The organism is Streptomyces sp. NPDC027663, assembly GCF_055566415.1.
Map to the genome: position 1 here is coordinate 50129 of NZ_JBVHSK010000001.1, position 19077 is coordinate 69205.

A 19077-nucleotide genomic window follows, 5' to 3' on the forward strand; every position below is an offset into this window, starting at 1 on the left:
CCAGGTGGACGGCCGGCTCGGGGTGGGCCGCGTCGAGCCGAGGGGCATGGGAACTCCCGGGAGGACCAACGGTGTTCAGAGGCTCTCGGTGACGGGGAGGGGGCCGGAAGGTTGCGGCACGGTGGCCAGCGGGGAGCGCGCGCACGCCGACGGCGCCGGGAACCGGTCCGCGAGCGGCACCACCGGCGGCAGCTCCGTCTCACCCAGCACCACACGCCGTACGACCCGCTCGGCGGCGCGTCCGTCGTCCCAGGGGCAGAAGCGCTCCCGGAACGCCGCCCGCAGCTGCGCCGAGCGTGAGCCGCGCCAGTGTCCGGTGGCGAAGATGTCGATCAGCTCGTCCTCGCTGCGCGCCACCGCGCCCGGCGGAAAGGCCCGCAGGTCGAAGTAGGCGCCCCGGGCCGCCTCGTACGCCGCCCAGTCCTCGGTGTGCACCACGATCGGCCGGTCCAGGCCCGCGTAGTCGAACATGACCGACGCGTAGTCGGTGAGCAGCACGTCCGAGGCCAGGCACAGGGCGGACAGGTCCGGGCGGCCGGAGACGTCGATGATCCGGGTGCCATGGGCGGGAACGGGGGTACGGGCCAGGACGACGAAGCGCGGGCCCAGGCGGCGCAGGATCCGTTCCAGGTCGAGCAGCGGGTGCTGGGTGCGCCGGTGGTCGCGGTGTGCGGGCGCGTACAGGATCGCGACGGCGCCCTCCGGGATGCCCAGCGACGCCCGCAGCCGGGCCACGTCCGCCGCGGTCGCCCGCTGGAAGACGTCGTTGCGGGGCAACCCGTACTCCAGCGTGGTGTAGCGGCCCGGATACACCCGCTCCCAGGTCAGGGTGGCGTGCCGGTTGCCGGACAGGACGTAGTCCCACTGGTCGACACCCCGCAGCAGCTCCGCGAAGTCGGTGTCCCGGGCCGCCGCCGGGCGCTCCTGGAGATCGAGGCCCGCGTGCCCGAGCGGGGTGCCCGCTCGGGTCTGCACGAAGACCTGCCCGGGCCGCTTCCGCAGCCGTCGCTCCGGACAGGCGTCGCTGACCAGGTAGCGGGAGCGGGCCAGCGCCGTCCAGTACGCGGCCGTACCCGGCCGCAGCCGGCGCGGGCCCGGCGGCACCGCGCTCTCCTGCCCGGGCCGGGCGATCCACGCCGTGCGCAGCTGCGGGGCGTGCGACCGGAACGCCTCCTCCAGCGCGGCCGGATCGCCGTGCCCCTCCTGGGCGGCGAACACCGCCCGGTCAGGCCGCAGCGGCAGGCGCAGCTGGAAGCGGTAGTGCAGCCGGAGCGCGGCCGTGCGCAGGGCGCGGGCCGACTTCACCGCGGACTTGACCGTGCGCCGCCGGACGGCCGCGGCCAGCTGGAGGGCCCGGAACGTGCGGTGCAGCCCGAAGCGGACCAGGGCGTGCCGCAGCCGGATCCGCCCCCCCGGCACGCGGTGGCGGCGGTAGTGGACGCGGGCCCGGCGCAGGAAGTCACCGTGGCTGCCGTGCGGCAGCCGGCCCCGCCTGGTGAACACCGCGGCGTAGTGGTCGACCATCCGCCGGAACAACTCCGGCCGCCAGCGGTCGAGTTCGGGCCGCTCGTCGACGTACGCGAACACCCGGTCGTACTGCTCGAACACATCGAAGTGCTTGCGGCTGGTGGTGCCCAGGATGCTGCCCTGCCGGCGCTGCCGGTAGTGCACGCACACGCGGTCCAGGGTGGCGATCGACTCCGCCGTCATCAGCACCGGGAAGGTCCAGGGGGTGTCCTCGTAGTAGCCCGGCGGGAACGCGAACGCGCGGTCCTGCACGAACTCCCGCCGGTAGGCCTTGTTCCAGGCCACCATCAGCACCCGCAGTAGCCCCGGCCGGTCCTCCAGCCGGAACGGCGCCGGACCCTGCTCGGTGAGCTGGGCGGAGAGCTGGTTGCGTACCGTCAGGCCGTCCCAGTGGGTGCGCGCGTAGTCGAAGACCAGGACGTCCGGGTCGCCGGTCTCCTTGAGGCGGTCGGCGACCGCCCGCAGCGCGTCCGGGGTGAGCGTGTCGTCACTGTCCAGGAAGACCAGGTAGTCGCCGGCCGCCTCGGCCATGCCCGCGTTGCGGGCGCGGCCGAGTCCCTGGTTCTCGGCCAGGTGCACGGCCTTCACCCGCGCGTCCCGGGCCGCGTACTCGTCGATGATCGCGCCGCTGGCATCGGGTGAGCAGTCGTCCACGGCGATCAGTTCCAGATCGGGATACGACTGCGAGAGCACCGAGTCCAGGCACTCGGAGAGGTACGCCTGGACCTGGTACGCGGGAACAATGACACTGAACCTGGGCAAGGGACATCCATGGGTCGGTCGGCGCGGGCGTTCTGCCCGGGAACGGCCGATGGAGTGAATTGGTTACGGTTCGTACGGCATCCGGGGGACACCGCGTGAACGCCGAAGGGCGGGCCCCTGAAGACCCGCCCCTCGAAATCGCCCGCCGCGTGGCTACTTGACCGCGCCCGCCATCACACCGGACACGAACTGCCGCTGGAACGCGAAGAACACGGCCAGCGGGATCACCATGGAGATGAACGCACCGGGCGCCAGTACGTCGATGTTGTTGCCGAACTGCCGTACCTGCGTCTGCAGGGCGACCGTGACCGGCTGCGTGCCCGACTTGGTGAACACCAGCGCGACCAGCATGTCGTTCCACACCCACAGGAACTGGAAGATGCCGAGGCTCGCGATCGCCGGACCGCCGAGCGGCATCACCACCCGGGCGAACAGCCGGAGTTCGCCCGCGCCGTCCAGCCGGGCCGCCTCCAGCAGCTCCCGCGGGATCTCCGCGAAGAAGTTCCGCAGCAGGAACACCGCGAACGGCAGTCCGAAGCCGGTGTGGAACAGGATCACCCCGAGGATCGTCCCGAACAGGCCGATCCTGCCGAACAGTTCGGCGATCGGGATCAGCGCCACCTGCACGGGCACCACCAGCAGACTCACCACGCCCAGGAACCACCAGTCCCGGCCCGGGAACTCCATCCACGCGAACGCGTACCCGGCCAACGCGCCGATCACGACGACCAGGACGGTCGCCGGCACCGTGATCAGCACCGTGTTCACCAGCGAGTTGGTGATGTCGCCGTTCTCCAGCAGCTTCTGGTAGCTGTCCACGGTGAGCTGGGACGGCTTGCTGAGCACCGTCCACCAGCCGCTCGCGCTCATGTCCTCCGGCGTGCGCAGCGAGGAGATGAGCAGGCCGATGGTCGGCACCAGCCAGAACAGGCTCACGACGAGCAGCACCACCCGGACCAGACCGCCGCTCAGCTTCCCGGCGATCCGGGAGCCGACCGACTCCCTGGCCCCTGCCGTCCGGACCGGGTCGGCCTTCCGGACGCTTCCGGCGGTCGCCGTCATCGCCGCACCTCCCGCCGCAGCCTGCGAATGTTGAAGAGCATCACCGGGATCACGAGCAGCAGCAGGAACACCGCGATCGCGCTCGCGATGCCCGGCTGACTCTCCGCGAAGCCCTTGCGGTACAGCTCCAGCGCCAGCACGTTGGCATCGTCCTGGGAGGAACCCGGCGCGATGATGAACACCAGGTCGAACACCTTCAGCACATTGATCATCAGCGTGACGGTGACCACCGCCAGGACCGGGGCGAGCAGCGGCACGGTGACCCTGCGGAACACCTGCCACTCGCCCGCACCGTCCACCCGTGCCGCCTCCAGCAGCTCCCGGGGCACACCCGCGAGCCCGGCCGCGATCAGCACCATCGCGAAGCCCGCCCACATCCACACGTACGCCCCGATGATCGAGGGGGTGACCAGCGCCGGGCCGAGCCACGCGACCCCGTTGTACGGCTCCCGGAAGTTGCTCGCCGGCAGCCGCAGCCGGGCCCCGTCGGCGGACGCGGGCAGCGTGAACGTGCCGTCGCCGGCCGCCTCGGTGGACGCCACCACCTCGCCGTCCTTCACGGCCTCGATACGCATCCCGGCGTATCCCACCTCGGACGGGTCGGGCGCACCCAGCCGGCCCACGCCCTTGCCCCGGGTGAAGTCCTGCCAGGTGGTGCCGGTGACCTTCCCCGGCTCCGTCCTCGCCGCGGCGGCCTTCTTCACCCCGTCCGGCAGCTGGTCCGGGGCGACACCGACGAGGGGCAGGCCGACCGGCTGCCCGGCGTGGACGGCGGCCTTGGTGACGAAGCCTCCTTGGTCCGCCTGGAGCGGCGAGTTGCGGCCCGGGTGGGCCTTCGGGAACGCCGACGACTGCGCGAACGTGTCGTGCACACCGACCCACACGGCGTTCGCGACACCCTTGTCCGGGTCCTGGTCGTACACCAGCCGGAAGATGATCCCGGCGGCCAGCATCGAGATCGCCATCGGCATGAAGACGACCAGCTTGAACGCCGTTCCCCAGCGCACCCGTTCGGTCAGCACCGCGAAGATCAGCCCGAGGGCGGTGGAGACCGTCGGCGCGAACACCACCCAGATGACGTTGTTCTTCAGGGCCGTCCGGATGCCGTCGTCGGTGAAGAGCGCCTTGTAGTTGTCGGCCCCGGCGAACCCGTCACCGGAGGCGTTGTAGAAACTGCGGACGATCGAGTACCCGATCGGGTAGACCACGAGCGCGCCGAGCAGCACCAGCGCGGGCAGCAGGAACAGCGCTGCCACGGCCTTGCGGGTACCGGTCACGCTCTTGCGACTGCGAGGCGCGGCGGGGCCCGGTGGGGCCCCGGCCGCCGCTGCCGACGCCATCGCCGGATCAGCTCCCGCTTCCGTACGCGGCCGCCGCGTCCTTCTCCAGCCGCGCCTGGGCGCCCGCGACGTCCTTCGGGTTCTTCAGGAAGTCCTGCAGGTCCTTCCACTCACCCTTGCCGGGGGTACCGCCGAAGGCCTGCGGGGCCTGGTCGGACATGTCGAAGCGGAAGGCGTCGCCGGACGCGATCAGCGCCTTGGCGATCTTCTGCTGGACCTCGTTCGGGTACGCCGACACCGGCACGTTCTTGTTCGGCGAGAGGTAGCCGCCGAGCTTCGCCTGGATCGTCGCCGCGTCCGGCGAGGCCAGGAAGGTGGCCAGGGCCTGCGCCGCCTTGGAGTCCTTCAGGATCACCGCCGCGTCACCGCCGGAGACCACCGGCGCCGCGGAGCCGACCGCGGGGAACGGGAACACCTTCGCGTCCGTGCCCACCTTCGCCTTGGTCTCGCCGATGTTGACCTGCACGAAGTCGCCCTCGTAGACCATCGCGGACTTCGGCTGGTCACCGCCGGTGAAGGTCTGGGTGACCGACTGCGGGAACTCCGTCTGCAGTGCACCGCTCTGGCCGCCGGCCAGGTAGTCCTTCTTGCCCCACAGCTGGGCCAGCGTGGTGAGTGCCTGCTTGACCGACGGATCGGTCCACTTGATCTTGTGCTGGGCGAGCTGGTCGTACTTCTCCGGGCCCGCCTGGGACAGGTAGACGTTCTCGAACCAGTCGGTCAGCGGCCAGCCGTCCGCGCCGGCCACGGAGAAGGGCGTGACACCGGAGTCGTACACCGCCTGCGAGGTGGTCAGCAGGTCCTGCCAGGTCTTGGGCTCCTTGGCGCCCGCGTTCTCGAATACCTTCGCGTTGTACCAGATCAGCGACTTGTTGGCCGCCTTGTAGTAGACGCCGTACTGCTTCCCGTCGACCTTGCCGATGTCCTGCCAGCCCTGCGAGTAGTTCTTCGCCAGCTCCTTCTGGCCCTCCGGTCCGACGGGCTTGGCCCAGCCCTTCTCCACGGCCTGCTTGATGGCGCCGGGCTGCGGCAGCAGCGCGACGTCCGGCGGCTGGCCGCCCGCGACCTTCGAACCGAGGAAGTTGATGATCGGATCCTGTGCGGGCACGAACGTGACCGTGGCGCCCGTGCGTTTCTCGAACTCGGCGAGAACCTTCTTGAAGTTGGCCTGCTCGGCACCGGTCCAGACGGCGGCCACCTCCAGATGGGCGCCGTTCAGCTTCGGCAGGGTGACGGTGGAGGTACTGGGTTCGCCGCTCTTGCCTCCGTCGCCCTTCTTGTCGTCGTCACCGCTGGAACAAGCGGAGAGCGCGAGGGCTCCCGCGAGCAGTGCGGCGAGTGTGGTGACGGCCCTGTGGGTCCGGAACGTGCTGCTCTTGCTGCGCATCACTTCCCCGTTCGTCGTTCTCCGTTGAACGTCGTTGAACGTCAGAACTCTGTCCCGTGCGGTCCGGTCTACGCCGGGCCGCTCGGGACGGGCAAGAGCGCCTGCGGTGCCAACCGGCTCATCGTGACCGGCTCGTGACCAGGGGCGTATGCGTACGGGTTTCCGCCGACGCCGGGGACGGCGCAGTCACCGGGGCCTGAGAGGTTCACCTGGAGGGGGGACGGCGCCGCGTGGCGGGCACGCGGCGGACGGAGGCGGACCGACGGCGCGTGGTGGGGCGGCTGTGGCTGGTGGCCCGCTCCGGTCAGAGCAGTGACGGGACCTCCGCCGCCGCGACCTCCCGGGCCGCCCGCTGCACCGCGCTCGCCAGCAGTGCCAGGTCGGTCGGGCCGTTGCCCAGCTCCCGCACCGGCCGGCGGGCCGGCGGGTCGCCCATGCGCTGCCAGTCCAGCGGCACCACCGTGGGCCGCTGCGTCGCGGTCCGCGGGATACGGCCCGTCACCCGGCCGCCCTGGAAGCCGACGGTACGACCGTCCGGGTGCGTGAGCCGCCCACGACCCGGTGCCGGTTCGTCCGGCCCCGGCTGGGGCGCGTCCAGAGAGACCCGCAGGGCCGCCCGGCGCGCGGGCTCCGACTCCGCGGTACGGCCACCGGTCCCGGCCGCGGCCACCAGATGCACGCCCAGCCGTGCACCCTCCCGGGCCACCGCCTCCAGCGCCCGCATCACCGAGCCCGCGGCGGGCCGGCCCGGGGAGCCGAGCGCGGGGGAGACCAGCGCGTCCAAGTCGTCCACGACCACCACGAGCCGGGGCAGCGGCGGCGTCGCATCGGCGCGTTGCCGGGTGCGGCCCGGCCGCAGGCGCAGGGTGGAGCTGGGCGGGGTCTCGATGTCACCGGACGACGCGGCCGCGGACATGGACGCGGAACCGCGGGGCGGGCGCGCGTCCGGGGAGACGGGCGTGTCCGCGGCGGCCGACGTCCGCTGCGCCACCATCCGGCCGGACACCTCCCGCCCCGCGTGCCACTGGGCGAAGTCCGTCCGGCCCAGCAGCTCCGCCCGCCGCTTCAGCTCGGCGGTCAGCGACTGCGCGAACTCCCGCATGCGCACGGGGTCGTTGGCGATGAGGTGCGTGGTGGCATGCGGTATGTCGGTGCAGACGCGCAGGCCCTCGCCGCGCCCGGCTCCCGTGCCGATCCCGTCCCGGCCGTCGAGCAGCACCACGGCCAGCCGGTCCGGGCGCTCGGCCGCGGCCAGCGAGGCGACCACGGCCCGCAGCAGCTCGGTACGACCGCTGCCGGCCGGCCCCTCGACCAGCAGATGCGGTCCGTCGGCCACGAGGTCGGCGGTGACCGGCCCGCGCGGCCCGGCACCCAGTACCGCCCGCGCCCGGCCGCCCAGCGACTCGGTGTCGTCGGCCGCGTCCGCCCAGCGGGCCATCAGCGACGCCGGGGTGGCCCGGGCCAGCCCCAGCTCGTCCAGCAGCCGTGCCGACTGCGGCAGCGGTGCGGACACGCGTGTGTGCCGTTCACCGGCCGGGCCGTCCGGCCGCAGCGGCGCCAGCGCCCGCGCGAACCGCTCCGCCCAGGCGGCGGAGACGGCATCGACGGTGGCGGGGACCCCGGGGCCGACGGGACCGGCCGGCGCGACCCGCAGCAGCTGCAGCGCGGCAGCGACATCCCCGCTGAGCAGGGCCACGGCACCGCAGTGCCGGAACGTCGGCGTCGCGGCGCACGCGGCTTCGTACGTCTGTGTGACAGGGGAGGCCGGCGAAGCGGGTTCGGTCTCGGCGAGACACACCACATGGACCCCGGCCCGCGGCCCGGCCACGGCCAGCCGGGCAAGGGCCTCCTGCAGCCCGGCGCCCCCCGGATCCCCGTCCACGACGACGACGGTGAAGGGCCCGCCGAACCCTCCGGCACCGTCCGCCCCGGCGTCGTCCTTGGCCCACGAGGGACGACGGGTGGGCGTGGCCGGGCCGCCGGAGGCGCCGGGATGGGCAGCGGCGCCGTGGGCGTCGGCGCCGGGGTGTGCTGTGATGCCGGGGCGGGCTTCGGTGCCGGCGTGCGCGGAGACCGCTCCGTGGAGTGTGCTGTGGCCGGGCAGGGAGTGTCCGGGACCGCCAGGGGCTGCGGGGCCGGCGCCGGAGCGGCCGTAGGACGGACCGGGCGTGGTCGGGGTGGGCATGCCGGCCGGGGGTATGGCCGTGTCCGGGGCCGGGGCACCGGAACCGGACGTGCCGGACGGCGTGGCCGGCCCGGGGGGCCCGGTCGTCGTCGCGCCGTCCACGACGCGTGCCGTGGTGGGGTGGGCCGCGGTCCGGCCCGTCGCCGCGTGGTCCTCCACCCGGCGCAGCAGTTCCTCCGTGCGGGCCGCCGCCTGCTCGCGGTCGTAGGCCAGCAGCAGACGGCAGTCCTGGCCATGGCCCGGCCGGACATGCGGGAGCCAGCCCAGCCAGGCCCACTCGGCCGTGCGCTCGGCCACCGGCCGCGAGCGGTCCGCGCTGATCAGCACTATTTCCAGCAGGTCGGGGGAGTGCAGCGCGGCGAGCTGGGCCAGCACCGAACGGGTCAGCCCGGACAGCCGGGGCCGCGGACCGGCCAGGCCCAGCGCACCCGCCTCACGCAGCGCCGCGGTCACCGGCACCGCAGGCAGCAGCCCCGAGCCGTCCGGCACGCTCCGGTCGGCCGTGCCGAGCCGCACGGTCAGCGCCTCGGAGTGACCCGGCCCGCGCTCCCAGAGCCGGGGGCCGGGACCGAGCGCGGCCAGCAGCAGGGCCGCCGGGTCCGGCCAGGTCTCCGGCTGCCGGAACGCACCGGCTGCCGGGGCGTCACCGGCGCGGGTGGCCGTGCCGTCGTAGGCCTCCCGGCTGCTCGGCTGCTCCCCGCGCCCGCCTGCCAGCCGGCGTGCCCAGGCGCCGAACCCGCGCCGCCGGGCCTCCTGCGGGGCGTCGGTACCCCTGAGCGGTGTGTCCTTGCGCCCGCCCACCCGCGCGTTCTCACCGGCGTACGCGGCACCCGCCCCGCCGACACCGAAGCGTCCCGCGTGGGTGTCCCCGCCGGACGCCGTTCCGGCAGCACCGGCTCCGTCGCCCCGACTCTCGACGCCCGGCGCCCCGGCCTGTCCCGGTACGGCCGGCGCCTGTCCACGCCGGTGCTCCTGAGCCCCGGCACCACCGCCGGAGGCGTCCCAGCCGGCGGAACCGTAGGGGTCGTAGTCGTGATGCGCGCCCCCGGATGCCCCGAGTGCACCCTCATGAGCCCGGCCGATCCCACCGGAAGCCCCTGCGCCCGCACCGCCGGAAGCACCCGCGCCCGCGATCTCGGAGGCGCCCGTGCCCGCGCCGCGGGGAGCGCCGGCACCGTCACGCGACGCGGCTGCCCCGCCGGGGCGACCCGCACCCGGCGACGCTTCCCGTACGGCCGGTGCGGGCGTGCGGTCGGAGCCGGATGCGGACCGGGCACCTTCCGGCACGACCCGTACGCACCCCTCCCCGTCGGGCACCGTCCGCACCCTGGCCCGCGGTCCCCCGGACGGAGTGACCCGCAGGGCCGACTCCCCGATCCGCAGCAGGCCCCCGGCAGGGAACCGCACGGGCCGTTCCGTCAGCCGCACGCCGTCGAGCGACGTGCCGTTCGTGGAGCCGAGGTCGGCGACCGAGACGCGGCCGTCCGCGCCCACGGTGACCGCGCAGTGCAGGCGGGAGACGTCGGGGTCGTCCAGCGGGACGTCCGCGTCGGCGGAGCGGCCGACGGTGATCCGGCCGCCGTGCAGCAGGTGGACCCCGCCCGCGTCGGGACCCGCGATCACGTGGAGCTGGGTCGGGGCGTCGTCCAGCTCGGGGTGCGGCTCGGCAGCGGCAGGGGCACCGAGGGACAGCACGGCGCCGTCGACCAGCGGCGGCTCGCCGAGCGTGGCGCGGCGCGGATCGAGCCGCTCCGTGCCCGCGTACAGGACGACGGTCGCGCCGCCGGTGTCCCGGCCGCCCTGTCCGCCCTCACCGGTGACCGCGCCGGCCAGCGCCGACGCCACCGCGGCCAGCTCCGTGCCCGTCGGCGCCGTGACCAGCACGTCGCGGCTCGCGGCGCGGCCCCGTTGCGGGGACGGGCCGAGCGGGTCTACGACGGTCAGCCGGATCTGCATCGGCGTCAGCGGTCCCTTCTGCGCGGGTCTGCGCGGGCGCGGACTTCCCCCCACCCCCACGAGCACGTCGGCCAGCAGCCGCTGGAACCGTCCCAGCGAGCTGCTTGGAGGCATCCTCGCACCTGCCACCGACAACGCGCCCGGGACCCGGGCACAAGTGATCTTGATTGGTCGGCTCTGCCCCCAAAAGTGCCTGACCAGGGCACCACCGGCGATCAGTTGAGATCGGTCACGTCCGGCCCCGGCAACCAGGAGACCGGCCCAGGCGTCTTTCCGTCGAACACCCCGAACATGCTCGGGAACGCATACGTAGTGCCTCGAAGAGCCCCACTACAGTTGGGTCGGAACACCGAAACGCAGGCAAGCAAGCAAGCAACAGCAAGCAACAGCAAGCAGCAGGGAGCGCGTGACGTGCGGCCAGTCGGCAGCAAGTACCTGCTTGAGGAGCCGCTCGGACGCGGCGCCACAGGCACCGTCTGGCGTGCCCGCCAGCGCATGACCGCGGGCGCCGAGGCGGCCGTGCCCGGGCAGCCGGGAGAGACGGTCGCGATCAAGGTCCTCAAGGAGGAACTGGCGAGCGACCCGGACATCGTGATGCGCTTCCTGCGGGAGCGCTCCGTCCTGCTCCGGCTCACCCACCCCAACATCGTCCGGGTCCGCGACCTGGTCGTCGAGGGCGATCTGCTGGCGCTGGTCATGGACCTCGTCGACGGCCCCGACCTGCACCGCTACCTGCGCGAGAACGGTCCGCTCACCCCGGTCGCCGCCGCGCTGATGACGGCCCAGATCGCCGACGCGCTCGCCGCGAGCCACGCCGACGGCGTCGTCCACCGCGACCTGAAGCCCGCGAACGTGCTGCTCATGCAGGACCAGGGCCAGATGCACCCGATGCTGACCGACTTCGGCATCGCCCGCCTCGCCGACTCCCCGGGCCTGACCCGCACCCACGAGTTCGTCGGCACGCCCGCGTACGTGGCGCCGGAGTCCGCCGAGGGCCGCCCGCAGACCTCCGCGGTCGACATCTACGGCGCCGGCATCCTGCTGTACGAGCTGGTCACCGGGCGTCCGCCGTTCTCCGGCGGCAGCGCCCTCGAGGTCCTGCACCAGCACCTGAGCGCCGAGCCGCGCCGCCCCTCCACCGTCCCGGAACCGCTGTGGACGGTCATAGAGCGCTGCCTGCGCAAGAACCCGGACGAGCGGCCGAGCGCCGAGAACCTCGCGCGCGGCCTGCGGGTCGTCGCCGAGGGCGTCGGCGTGCACGCGAACGCCGCGCAGATCGCCGCCGCCGAGGGCGTCGGCGCGCTGCTCGCGCCCGACCCGGCCCCGACCGCCGTGCCGGGCGTGCCCGGTGCCGCCGACCCCACCCAGGTGCTGCCCACGAACGCACCGCAGGGGGCGTACGGCCAGCACGATCCGAATGCGGCGACCAGCGTGCTGCCGCACACCGGCGGGCCGGCCGGCGCCGCCGACCCCACCGCAGTCCAGCCGCACACCGGCGCGGCGGACCCGACGGCCGTCATGCCGCCCGTCCCGCCGGGCCAGTACGGCCAGCAGGGGCAGCAGGGCCAGTACGGTCAGCAGGGGCAGCAGCCCGAGCAGCCCGAGCAGCCGCACCCCTGGCAGACGCAGCTGCGAGCCGCCCGCGACCGCAACGAGCAGACGCAGATCCAGTACCTCGACCCGAACGAGGACCCGCTGCGCCGCCGCCCCCAGCGGCAGGTGGCCCGGCCCCAGCAGCAGCCGCGCCAGGCCCCGCAGGCCCGCCCGCAGCAGCCGCAGCCGCGCGGCCGGCAGCCCCAGCAGGCCCCGGGGTACGGCTATCCGCAGCAGCAACCCCAGCAGTACGCCCCGCCGCCGCAACCCCAGCCGCAGCGGTACGCGCCCCCCGCCCGGCCCGAGCCGCAGCGGCCCGCGCGGGAGCCCCGGGCGCCGCGGCAGCGCAGCGCCAACCGGATGAAGATCCCCGGCCTGGGCTGTCTGAAGGGCTGCCTGTTCACGATCGTCATCCTGGTCGTGGCGAGCTGGCTCATCTGGGAGCTGACCCCGCTGCACACCTGGGTCGGCCAGGGCAAGGGCTACTGGGACCAGATGACCGAGTGGATCGGCAAGGTCGGCGACTTGATCAAGGGCCTGGGCGGCTCCTCCGGCAGCGGAAACTGACCAAGGGAAACCGGCCCCGGGAAACCGGGGCGCTGGAACCGGGCACCGGAATGCCGGGACCCGGTCGCCGGAGACCGATCACCGGAGTACCGGGACCGGGCCGCTGGGGACCGATCACCGGAATCCGGGGCCCAGTCGCCGGAGACCGATGTGCGGAATGCCGGGACCGGGCTGCCGGAGACCGATCACCGATGCCGGGACCCGGTCCCCGGAGACCGATCGCCGGAACCGGCCCTCAGGAACGGACCGCCGCCACCATCACCGGAATTCGATCGCCGGCTTGGGGATTTGTCGACATCCGACGGGTGATTTCTGTCTCCGCGGTGAAGGTTGGCTCGCCGGACGCGTAGTTTTGTCGGCAACACGCGTCTGTAGGAGCAGTCTTGGCACGGAAGATCGGCAGCCGGTACACCGCGAACCAGATCCTGGGGCGGGGCAGCGCCGGCACGGTGTGGCTGGGCGAGGGACCCGACGGTCCCGTCGCCATCAAGCTCCTGCGCGAGGACCTCGCCTCCGACCAGGAACTCGTCGGACGCTTCGTCCAGGAGCGCACCGCGCTGCTCGGCCTGGAACACCCGCACATCGTCACCGTGCGTGATCTGGTGGTCGACGGCAACGACCTGGCCCTGGTCATGGACCTCGTGCGCGGCACCGACCTGCGCACCCGGCTGGAACGGGAGCGGCGGCTCGCCCCCGAGGCGGCCGTGGCGGTCGTCGCCGACGTCGCCGACGCGCTGGCCGCTGCGCACGCGGCCGGGGTCGTCCACCGGGACGTCAAGCCCGAGAACGTCCTGCTCGACATGCAGGGTCCGCTCGGGCCGGGCGGATCCCACCCCGCCCTGCTCACCGACTTCGGCGTCGCCAAGCTGATCGACTCGCCGAAGCGGACCCGGGCCACGAAGATCATCGGTACGCCCGACTACCTGGCCCCGGAGATCGTGGAGGGGCTGCCGCCCCGGGCCGCCGTGGACATCTACGCGCTGGCCACGGTCCTGTACGAGCTGCTGGCCGGCTTCACCCCCTTCGGCGGCGGACACCCCGGTGCGGTCCTGCGCCGGCACGTCACCGAGACCGTCGTACCGCTGCCCGGCATCCCCGAGGAGCTGTGGCAGCTACTGGTCCAGTGCCTGGCCAAGGCGCCCGCCTCCCGGCTGCGCGCCTCCGAGCTGGCGGCACGGCTGCGCGAACAGCTGCCGATACTGGCCGGGATGCCGCCGCTGGACGTGGACGAACCGGGGCCCGCCGAGGAGGAGACGGACGATCCGGCCCCGGCGGCGCCGGTGGACGGTGAGCCGGTACGGCGGCGGGGTGCGGTCTCCCTGGTCCCCGGAGCCAGGCCGGACTCCAACCGGGACACGCATACGTCGATGCGGGTGCCCGCGCCGGACGAGCTGGCCGGCGGGGCCCACGGGACCGCGCGCGCTCCCCGGCCCACCGGTGCGCCCCGGCCGGGCTCGGCCCGCCACAGGGCAGCGGTGCGGCGGCGCAGGGTGACTCTGGGAGTGGCCGGGGTGGTGGTGGCCGCTGTGGTGGCCGTCGGTGCGTGGTTCGCGTCGGCCGACGGGGACGACCAGCCGGCGCCGGCCACGCACAGCACGTCGGCCCCGTGATCCACCCAGGGGGCTCCGCCCCCTGGACCCCCGGTCCTGCCCACCCACCCACCCGACTCGGTCGGCTGTGACGGCACCCTCTCGGTCCACCGGTCTGTGGCGGCGCCTTCTCGGTCCACCGGTCTGTGGCGGCGCCTTCTCGGTCCACCGGTCTGTGGCGGCGCCTTCTCGGTCCACCGGTCTGTGACGGCACCCTCTCGGCCCCCCGGCCTGTGGCGGCACCCTTCGGACCGGTCGGCTGGGACGGTGGTCTCTCGGTAGGTCAGGTGGGTCGGGTGGGTCCGGTGAGTCGGGTGGGCGGGCGGGAAAAGGGGGGCCGGGGGCGGAGCCCGTAGGGGGGCGCTGCAGTGCTGGGTACCGTTCGGCCGAGGTCGCTTGCCGTAGCCGTTACGCTGGAGGCGTGGCAGTCGTCGATGTATCCGAAGAGCTGAAGTCCCTCTCCTCGACCATGGAGTCGATCGAGGCCGTCCTGGACCTCGATGCGATGAGGGCAGATATCGCCGTGCTCGAGGAGCAGGCGGCGGCCCCGTCCCTGTGGGACAACCCGGACGAGGCGCAGAAGGTGACCAGCAAGCTTTCCCACCTTCAGGCCGAGGTCAGGAAGGCGGAGGCGCTGCGCGGCCGCATCGATGACCTCGCGGTCCTCTTCGAGATGGCCGAGGAGGAGAACGACCCGGACACCCGGGCCGAGGCCGAGTCCGAGCTGGCCGCGGTGCGGAAGGCGCTGGACGAGATGGAGGTCCGTACCCTCCTGTCCGGCGAGTACGACTCCCGCGAGGCGCTCGTCAACATCCGTGCCGAGGCCGGCGGCGTCGACGCCGCGGACTTCGCCGAGCGGCTGCAGCGCATGTACCTGCGCTGGGCCGAGCAGCGCGGCTACAAGACGGAGCTGATCGAGACGTCGTACGCGGAAGAGGCCGGCATCAAGTCGACCACCTTCGCCGTGCAGGCGCCGTACGCCTACGGCACCCTCTCCGTCGAGCAGGGCACGCACCGCCTGGTGCGCATCTCGCCCTTCGACAACCAGGGCCGCCGCCAGACCTCCTTCGCGGGCGTCGAGGTGCTCCCGGTCGTCGAGCAGTCCGACCACGTCGAGATCGACGAGAGCGACCTGCGGATCGACGTCTACCGGTCCTCCGGCCCCGGTGGCCAGGGCGTCAACACGACCGACTCCGCGGTCCGGATCACCCACCTCCCCACCGGCATCGTGGTCTCCTGCCAGAATGAGCGGTCGCAGATCCAGAACAAGGCCACCGCGATGAACGTCCTCCAGGCCAAGCTGCTGGAGCGGCGCCGGCAGGAGGAACAGGCCAAGATGGACGCCCTCAAGGGCGACGGCGGCAACTCGTGGGGCAACCAGATGCGTTCCTACGTGCTGCACCCGTACCAGATGGTCAAGGACCTGCGCACCGAGCACGAGGTGGGCAACCCGGAGGCCGTGTTCAACGGTGAGATCGACGGGTTCCTGGAGGCCGGGATTCGCTGGCGCAAGCAGCAGGAGAAGTAACTTTGTCGACATGACAACTGCCGCCCCGAGGGCGGCAGTTGTCATTTGTCTGGGTTTTACATCACACTCACAGGCTTCAACTCCCCGCAAACGCCACCCCACTGGACATTGCGCCCGCAACGCCCTTGACGTTGCTTTGAAAAATCGGAAGGGTGAGCCGCGGCATGCGTACTTGAGGGGCGCATGTGAACCGGGGGAATCGAGTTGACGCGCATTCGTCACCAGCTGCCTCCGTCGATCACGGCACGCCCCACGCGACGCCTCATTGACGAACAGCTACTGGGGGTAGCAACCATATGACGAAGAAGACGCGGATCCGGGTCGCGCGGATAGCCGCCGGCGCCGTGATCGCGGCCGGTGCATCGCTGACCGCGGCCGGCGCGGCTTCCGCCCTGGACCTCGACGTCCAGGCGGGCCCGATCAGCCTCGGTGTGAGCGGCGTCGGTGCCGACGGTGGCAACACCGACGGCGGCACCACGGACGGCGGCACTGACGGTGGCTGCCCGATCGGCATCTGCACCACCGACGGCGGCACCACGGACGGTGGCACCACCGATGGTGGCTCCACGGACGGTGGCACCACCGATGGTGGTTCCACGGACGGTGGCTCCACCACCGACGGCGGCACCGTCACCATCGGCGGGTCCACCACGACCGACGGCGGCACCACGGACGGCGGGTCCACCGACGGCGGCACGACCGACGGCGGGTCCACCGACGGCGGCTCCACCAGCACCGACGGCGGCAACGGCAACTCCGGCGGTAACGGCAACGGCGGCAACGGCTCCGACGGCGGCAACGGCAACTCGGGCGGCAACGGCAACTCGGGCGGTAACGGCAACGGCGGCAACGGCTCCGACGGCGGCAACGGCAACTCGGGTGGCAACGGCAACTCGGGCGGCAACTCCGGCGGCGACAGCGGCACCAGCGGTTCCACCACCGGCGGTGACTCCGGCAGCACCGGTGGCTCCGGCGACGGCGGCTCCGGCACCGGTGGCAACCACACCACCCCCGAGGGCGGCAACAACAACGTCCCGCAGGACGAGGGCTCCTCGGCGCTGACCGACACCGGTTCCGACACCACGGCGCAGGGCGGCGACAAGCAGCTCGCCGAGACCGGTGCCGGCCAGACCGCGTTCCTGCTCGTCGGCGCCGCGACGATGATCGCCGGCGGCATCGGCTTCCGCATCCTGCCGCGTCTGGTGACCGGACGGGGCGGCGCCGCCGCCTGAGCGTAGCGATACGTTCACGCACCGCGCGCACAGTGCAGAGGTAAGGGCCCGGAGCAGGCGCTCCGGGCCCTTACGGCGTTTTCTCGTCCCGCGCGTAGAGGTTTCCGCCTCCAGTGCGTACAGCGCCTCTGCGTTTCCGTGTTTCCGCTTCCAGCGCGTACGGCGGCTGGGGTTCTGCGCGCTCACGCGCCCAGCGGCGCTCGTGCGCGCTTTCTCACACGGTCTGGTGCGCCAGCAGCGCCACCGCGGCGATCAGAACCGCCAGCAGTGCGATCAGTGCCATAGGGTTCAGCCCGTTCAGGCCGCCGAAGAAGCCCTCCTGCTGCAGTCGCTCGCGGTTGGCACGGCACACCGGGCACCGGCCCTCGCTCACGGGCGCCGCGCAGTTCGCGCACACCAACCGGTCGTACGTCATGCGCTCGCCCTCCTTGCACCGGCCATCACACGTACAACGTTCACGGGAACGAGAACGTTCCCCTCCCACTGTGCCAGGTTCCCGCGGTGCGTGCGCGGGCCCTCCGGAGAGGGCCGGGGGCAGGGGCCGGTACAAAAACGTACAACTCTTGCCCAACCTGAACCTGCGACTGCACTTGCACACCCGGTTCGCGTATGGTCACGCTCATCTACCCCCGGCGACCCGTGGTGCATCCGTGATCCGATTCGACAACGTCTCCAAGGTCTACCCCAAGCAGACCCGCCCCGCACTCAGGGATGTCTCCCTCGAGGTGGAGAAGGGCGAGTTCGTCTTCCTCGTGGGGTCCTCCGGCTCCGGAAAGTCCACCTTCCTGCGGCTCGTCCTCCGCGAGGAGCGGTGCAGCCACGGCCAGGTGCACGTGCTGGGCAAGGACCTCGCCCGCCTCTCCAACTGGAAGGTGCCGCAGATGCGCCGCCAGCTGGGGACCGTGTTCCAGGACTTCCGGCTGCTGCCCAACAAGACGGTCGCCGAGAACGTGGCCTTCGCGCAGGAGGTGATCGGCAAGTCCCGTGGCGAGATCCGCAAGTCCGTGCCGCAGGTGCTCGATCTCGTCGGGCTCGGCGGCAAGGAGGACCGGATGCCGGGCGAGCTGTCCGGTGGTGAGCAGCAGCGCGTGGCCATCGCGCGCGCCTTCGTCAACCGGCCCAAGCTGCTCATCGCCGACGAGCCCACCGGCAACCTCGACCCGCAGACCTCCGTCGGCATCATGAAGCTGCTCGACCGCATCAACCGGACGGGCACCACCGTCATCATGGCGACGCACGACCAGAACATCGTGGACCAGATGCGCAAGCGCGTCATCGAGCTGGAGAAGGGCCGCCTCGTCCGCGACCAGGCCCGCGGCGTCTACGGCTACCAGCACTGACCGCACCCAGCTTCCCGAAAGGCCTGAAGAACCCGCCATGCGCGCCCAGTTCGTCCTGTCCGAGATCGGTGTCGGTCTCCGCCGCAACCTGACGATGACCTTCGCCGTCATCGTGTCCGTCGCCCTGTCCCTGGCCCTGTTCGGCGGCTCGCTGCTGATGAGCGACCAGGTGAGCACCATGAAGGGCTACTGGTACGACAAGGTCAACGTCTCGATCTTCCTGTGCAACAAGCACGACGCCGAGAACGACATCAACTGCGCCAAGGGTGCGGTCACCGAGGACCAGAAGAAGCAGATCATCGCGGATCTCAAGGACATGCAGGTCGTCGAGCAGGTGACGCACGAGTCGCAGGACGAGGCGTACAAGCACTACAAGGAGCAGTTCGGCAACTCCCCGCTGGCCGGCTCGCTGACGCCGGACCAGATGCAGGAGTCGTACCGGATCAAGCTCAAGGACCCGCAGAAGTACCAGGTGATCGCCACCGCGTTCAACGGGCGGGACGGCGTGCAGTCGGTGCAGGACCAGAAGGGCATCCTGGACAACCTCTTCCAGCTGCTCGGCCTGATGAACCAGGGTGCGCTGTTCGTGATGGCGCTGATGCTGCTGATCGCGCTGCTGTTGATCGTCAACACCGTGCGGGTGTCGGCGTTCAGCCGCCGGCGCGAGACCGGCATCATGCGCCTGGTCGGTGCCTCGGGCTTCTACATCCAGGCGCCGTTCATCGCCGAGGCGGCCGTCGCCGGTCTCATCGGCGGCAGCCTCGCCTGTGTCTTCCTGGTGGCCGGCCGGTACTTCACCATCGACCACGGGATGGCCCTGGCCAGCAAGCTCCAGCTGATCAACTTCGTAGGCTGGGACGCGGTGTTGACCAAGCTGCCGCTGATCCTCGCCACGAGCGTTCTGATGCCGTCGCTTGCGGCGTTCTTCGCGCTGCGCAAGTACCTGAAGGTGTGACGCATGCCAAGAGGGCCGTACGGGCATCCGGCCGTACGGCCCTTCGAGTTGTCC

The 19077-nt window shown here is 72.3% G+C and carries 12 protein-coding genes; 6 read left to right on the forward strand and 6 right to left on the reverse strand.

The genetic code is table 11. The annotated features are described in order from the left end of the window. Positions 1-75 precede the first annotated feature (75 nt). The 5 genes from ACZ4SF_RS00180 to ACZ4SF_RS00200 form a co-directional block, all read right to left on the reverse strand. The gene (locus ACZ4SF_RS00180; RefSeq protein ID WP_468376043.1) at positions 76-2289 is read right to left on the reverse strand and encodes a bifunctional glycosyltransferase/CDP-glycerol:glycerophosphate glycerophosphotransferase; all 2214 of its coding nucleotides are present in this window, start codon (positions 2287-2289) and stop codon (positions 76-78) included. Between the two features lie 153 nt (positions 2290-2442). Then, on the reverse strand, positions 2443-3351 hold the full coding sequence (locus tag ACZ4SF_RS00185) for a carbohydrate ABC transporter permease (protein WP_468376046.1): 909 nt from the start codon (positions 3349-3351) through the stop codon (positions 2443-2445). Continuing rightward, positions 3348-4628, reverse strand: coding sequence for a carbohydrate ABC transporter permease (locus ACZ4SF_RS00190; RefSeq protein ID WP_468376048.1), 1281 nt, complete (start codon positions 4626-4628; stop codon positions 3348-3350). Before ACZ4SF_RS00190 ends, ACZ4SF_RS00185 begins: the two co-directional genes overlap by 4 nt. 70 nt (positions 4629-4698) lie before the next feature. Continuing rightward, a complete protein-coding gene (locus ACZ4SF_RS00195) occupies positions 4699-6078 on the reverse strand; it encodes an ABC transporter substrate-binding protein (RefSeq protein WP_468376050.1) in 1380 nt (459 codons plus the stop codon). Between the two features lie 304 nt (positions 6079-6382). Continuing rightward, on the reverse strand, positions 6383-10219 hold the full coding sequence (locus ACZ4SF_RS00200; protein ID WP_468378238.1) for an FHA domain-containing protein: 3837 nt from the start codon (positions 10217-10219) through the stop codon (positions 6383-6385). Positions 10220-10630: 411 nt separating this feature from the next. Between ACZ4SF_RS00200 and ACZ4SF_RS00205 the strand changes: the two genes are divergently transcribed. The 4 genes from ACZ4SF_RS00205 (at position 10631) to ACZ4SF_RS00220 (ending at position 16728) form a co-directional block, all read left to right on the forward strand. Continuing rightward, positions 10631-12379, forward strand: a complete 1749-nt coding sequence (locus ACZ4SF_RS00205; protein WP_468376052.1) for a serine/threonine-protein kinase — start codon at positions 10631-10633, stop codon at positions 12377-12379. A gap of 383 nt (positions 12380-12762) precedes the next feature. Beyond that, positions 12763-13989 carry a serine/threonine-protein kinase gene (locus ACZ4SF_RS00210; protein WP_468376055.1) on the forward strand — a complete coding sequence of 409 codons (1227 nt, stop codon included), beginning with the start codon at positions 12763-12765 and terminating at the stop codon, positions 13987-13989. Between the two features lie 400 nt (positions 13990-14389). Then, a complete protein-coding gene (gene prfB, locus ACZ4SF_RS00215; protein WP_468376058.1) occupies positions 14390-15496 on the forward strand; it encodes a peptide chain release factor 2 in 1107 nt (368 codons plus the stop codon). Between the two features lie 296 nt (positions 15497-15792). Continuing rightward, a complete protein-coding gene (locus ACZ4SF_RS00220; RefSeq protein WP_468376060.1) occupies positions 15793-16728 on the forward strand; it encodes a hypothetical protein in 936 nt (311 codons plus the stop codon). Between the two features lie 214 nt (positions 16729-16942). Here the strand turns inward: ACZ4SF_RS00220 and ACZ4SF_RS00225 are convergent, their stop codons facing one another. Next, complete coding sequence (locus ACZ4SF_RS00225; protein ID WP_189995963.1) at positions 16943-17143, reverse strand: hypothetical protein; 201 nt, start codon at positions 17141-17143, stop codon at positions 16943-16945. A gap of 235 nt (positions 17144-17378) precedes the next feature. On the opposite strand from ACZ4SF_RS00225, the gene ftsE reads away from it, so the two are divergent. Then, positions 17379-18068, forward strand: coding sequence for a cell division ATP-binding protein FtsE (ftsE, locus tag ACZ4SF_RS00230; protein ID WP_031159396.1), 690 nt, complete (start codon positions 17379-17381; stop codon positions 18066-18068). Between the two features lie 37 nt (positions 18069-18105). After that, positions 18106-19023: a permease-like cell division protein FtsX gene (gene ftsX / locus ACZ4SF_RS00235; protein WP_468376063.1), complete on the forward strand. Its 918-nt coding sequence runs from the start codon at positions 18106-18108 to the stop codon at positions 19021-19023. Positions 19024-19077: the final 54 nt, after the last annotated feature.

What these genes read in the sequence shown, in the direction of transcription:
- ACZ4SF_RS00195 (WP_468376050.1), bottom strand. Translation starts at nt 6,078, where the DNA reads ATGCGCAGCAAGAGCAGCACGTTCCGGACCCACAGGGCCGTCACCACA.
- ACZ4SF_RS00200 (WP_468378238.1), bottom strand. Translation starts at nt 10,219, where the DNA reads ATGCAGATCCGGCTGACCGTCGTAGACCCGCTCGGCCCGTCCCCGCAA.
- ACZ4SF_RS00220 (WP_468376060.1), top strand. Translation starts at nt 15,793, where the DNA reads ATGACGAAGAAGACGCGGATCCGGGTCGCGCGGATAGCCGCCGGCGCC.
- ftsX (WP_468376063.1), top strand. Translation starts at nt 18,106, where the DNA reads ATGCGCGCCCAGTTCGTCCTGTCCGAGATCGGTGTCGGTCTCCGCCGC.
- ACZ4SF_RS00225 (WP_189995963.1), bottom strand. Translation starts at nt 17,143, where the DNA reads ATGACGTACGACCGGTTGGTGTGCGCGAACTGCGCGGCGCCCGTGAGC.
- ACZ4SF_RS00185 (WP_468376046.1), bottom strand. Translation starts at nt 3,351, where the DNA reads ATGACGGCGACCGCCGGAAGCGTCCGGAAGGCCGACCCGGTCCGGACG.